The organism is Candidatus Nanopelagicales bacterium, from assembly GCA_018003655.1.
Lineage (GTDB): Bacteria > Actinomycetota > Actinomycetes > S36-B12 > UBA10799 > JAGNDY01.
In genome coordinates this window covers 3,573-6,812 of the sequence record JAGNDY010000087.1, presented here as the reverse complement: position 1 = coordinate 6,812, position 3,240 = coordinate 3,573, and the positions used below count along the sequence as shown (strand labels likewise).

General features: G+C 61.0%; 4 protein-coding genes. 3 read left to right on the top strand and 1 reads right to left on the bottom strand.

The genetic code is table 11. From position 1 onward, the window contains the following. Window positions 1-21: 21 nt before the first annotated feature. The 3 genes from mce (at window position 22) to ccrA (ending at window position 2,121) form a co-directional block, all read left to right on the top strand. Window positions 22-465 (top strand): methylmalonyl-CoA epimerase, encoded by a 444-nt coding sequence (gene mce, locus KAZ48_09835; GenBank protein MBP7973090.1) that lies wholly within the window; start codon window positions 22-24, stop codon window positions 463-465. 11 nt (window positions 466-476) lie between these two features. Then, a complete protein-coding gene (locus tag KAZ48_09830; GenBank protein ID MBP7973089.1) occupies window positions 477-713 on the top strand; it encodes a hypothetical protein in 237 nt (78 codons plus the stop codon). A 70-nt stretch (window positions 714-783) separates the two neighbouring features. Continuing rightward, window positions 784-2,121, top strand: coding sequence for a crotonyl-CoA carboxylase/reductase (gene ccrA / locus KAZ48_09825; protein ID MBP7973088.1), 1,338 nt, complete (start codon window positions 784-786; stop codon window positions 2,119-2,121). On the opposite strand, the gene KAZ48_09820 is transcribed toward ccrA, so the two are convergent. Continuing rightward, on the bottom strand, window positions 2,118-3,240 hold a 1,123-nt coding region (locus tag KAZ48_09820; GenBank protein MBP7973087.1), incomplete at its 5' end, for a DUF1298 domain-containing protein. The genes ccrA and KAZ48_09820 overlap by 4 nt on opposite strands.

Sequence of the window (3,240 nt, the reverse complement as noted above, 5' to 3'; positions counted from 1 at the left end):
TCCAACGAAGGGACAGCAAGCATGAGCCTGAACGAGATCACTGCGTACGTCACCGAGATCAACCACGTCGGGATCGCTGTGCAAGACCTAGAGCAGGCCAAGGACTTCTACGCTCGCGCCTTTGGACTGCAATCGGTGCACGAGGAGGTCAACGAGGAGCAAGGCGTGCGCGAGGCGATGCTCGCCGTCGCCGACTCCGGCTCGTGCATCCAGTTGCTGGCCCCGCTGCGCGACGACTCTCCGATCGGCAAGTTCCTCGCCCGCAACGGTGAAGGGATCCAGCAAATGGCCTACACCGTGACCGACATCGACGCTGTCTGCGACCACCTCCGGTCACAGAACATTCGAGTGCTGTATGACCAGCCCAAATACGGCACGGCCAAGTCACGGGTGAATTTTGTCCACCCCAAGGATGCCGGTGGTGTGCTGATCGAACTCGTCGAGCCAGCTGCAGGAGAGCACTGATCGCAGTGCCCATGTCAGCGGTGGACCTGATCGGCTACTCAGTCCTGGACGATGCCGCCAACTGGGTGCGCGACACCCTCAGTGGCGCCCCATACATCGTGCTGATCCTCATCGCGGGCGTTTTCGTGGCCCTTTTCATGTTCGGCCTGATCAAAAAGATGATCGTCTTTACCGTCGTCGTGGCGCTGCTGGCGCTAGTCGTCATCGGCCTGTGGGTCTACGCAGGCCACAGCGTTGCCCTCACCTAGTGACTGCCACCGATTGCGCGCTAGGTAATCTGCCACCAATCCATCTGCCAGCGACTACCAGGAGATAACCGTGCAGGAGATCCTCGACGCCATCATGGCCGGAGACACCCCGAAGGAAGAGTTCGGCAATCTCGCGCTGCCGGAAAGCTACAAGGCGATCACCGTCCACAAGGACGAGGCGGACATGTTCGCGGATATGCCAACCCGGGAGAAGGATCCACGCAAGTCGTTGCACTTGGACGACGTGCCGCTGCCCGAACTTGGGCCCGGCGAGGCATATGTGGCCGTCATGGCCAGTGCCATCAACTACAACACGGTGTGGACCTCGATCTTTGAACCCGTGTCCACCTTCGCGTTCCTTGAGCGCTACGGCCGGATGTCGGACCTGACCAAGCGCCACGACCTGCCCTACCACGTCGTCGGCTCGGATCTTTCCGGTGTCGTGCTGCGCACCGGACCCGGCGTGACCAAGTGGCACCCTGGCGACGAGGTCGTCGCGCACTGTCTGAGCGTTGAGCTGGAAGATCCGGCCGGACACAACGACACGATGATGGATCCGGAACAGCGGATCTGGGGATTCGAGACCAACTTCGGCGGCTTGGCCCACATTGCGATGGTCAAGTCGAATCAACTGATGGACAAGCCCAAGCACCTCACATGGGAAGAGTCCGCCTGCCCCGGCCTGGTCAACTCGACCGCCTACCGGCAGTTGGTTTCGCGGAACGGCGCGGGCATGAAGCAGGGCGACAACGTCTTGGTATGGGGCGCCTCCGGCGGCCTCGGCTCCTACGCCACCCAGTACGCGCTCAACGGTGGCGCCACACCCATCTGCGTGGTGTCGAGCCCGGAGAAGGCTGACATTTGCCGCAAGATGGGCGCCGAGTTGATCATCGATCGTGCCGACGAGGATTACAAGTTCTGGAAGGACGAGCAGACTCAAGACCCCAAGGAGTGGCAACGGTTCGGCAAGCGGATCCGCGAACTAACCGGCGGTGAGGATGTCGACATCGTTTACGAACACCCGGGTCGCGAAACCTTCGGTGCCAGCGTGTACGCAGCTCGCAAGGGCGGCACGATCGTGACCTGTGCCTCAACCTCGGGCTACATGCACGAGTACGACAACCGCTACTTCTGGATGAATCTCAAGAAGATCATCGGCTCGCACTTTGCCAACTACCGTGAATCCTTCGAGGCAAACCGGCTCATCGACAAGGGCATGATCCACCCGACCCTGTCGAAGACCTTCTCCCTAGCGGACACCGGCGAGGCGGCCTTCGAAGTCCACCAGAACCGCCATCAGGGCAAGGTCGGCGTCCTTTGCCTGGCACCGGAAGAAGGCCTCGGCGTTCGCGATCCGGAGAAGCGGGCTCGCTTCGAGACGCAGATTAACCGCTTCCGGAACACCTAACTGGCGGGCTGACCGGCAGCGAGTTCCTTGGCAAGATCCACCAACTCGTCGAAGCCTTCCTGCACACCCGCGAGCAGGATGTCCACGTCAGCGGCGTACTGACCGTCACCGGTGATGCCGATGTTCAGTTCGTCCATGAACGACGTGATCCCGACGATGATCCGCAGCGAGCCCTCAATCGGAATGATGGGGATATTGCTGACGGCTTGGCGGCCCATGAAGTAGAGCGGAACCTGCGGCCCAGGCACGTTGGTCACCAGCGTTTCGCTGAAGTACTGGGCCATCGATCCGGTCTTGGAGACGACCTTCTCCTGAATCGGAGCCGGGCTGAGCTTCTGGGTTATCTTGAGCGCCTGATCGGTGATCTGGGGCAGCATGCTGCGCTTGCTCACCTTGGTTGATTTCTTGATCATCCGCATCCGTTTGACCGGATCCATATCGCCGAGCGGAAGTGGCGCCGGCAAGATGGACACCTGATTGTTGGCGTCGGCGTTTTTGCGCAGCGACACTGGCATGACCGCGCGCAGCGTCCGCCCTTGTGGATCCTCACCGCGGGATTGCAGCAGGCGGGTGAACCCCAACGCGACGCTGGCGAGCACCATGTCATTGATCGTCACGCCTTTGAAGGACTTGCGGGCCTTCTTGACCTCAACCAGGGAGTATTGACCGCCCACCCACCTCCTTTTGGACGAGACCATCCCGCCGAGTTCCGAGGCTCGTTGCGGCAGCATGCTGATCAACGTGCGCATCGTGTCGGGGTAGGTGGAGATGAACTTGCCAGCGCCTTCGAATGTGGCTTCGATTGCACCGAGGATTTTGGTCTCAAGCCCATCCAACCTGCCCAGCGGTTCGACTGTCTCGGGCCCGCTGGCGTCCGTCGGTTGGGCCATCATCTCGATGCCTTGCGCCAAGGTCATCGAGCCGTCGGGGCTCACATCGATCATCTGGCCGAGCAGGAGCACGGCGCCTTGTCCGTCGGCAATGCTGTGGTGAATGCGGGTGATCACGGCGAACCTCTTCGTCGAGTATCCCGTGACCATCGTGCAATCCCACAACGGTCTGGTCCGGTCAAGTGGCGTCTCCATCAATTGCGAGACAGCATCATCGATGCTCTGTCCC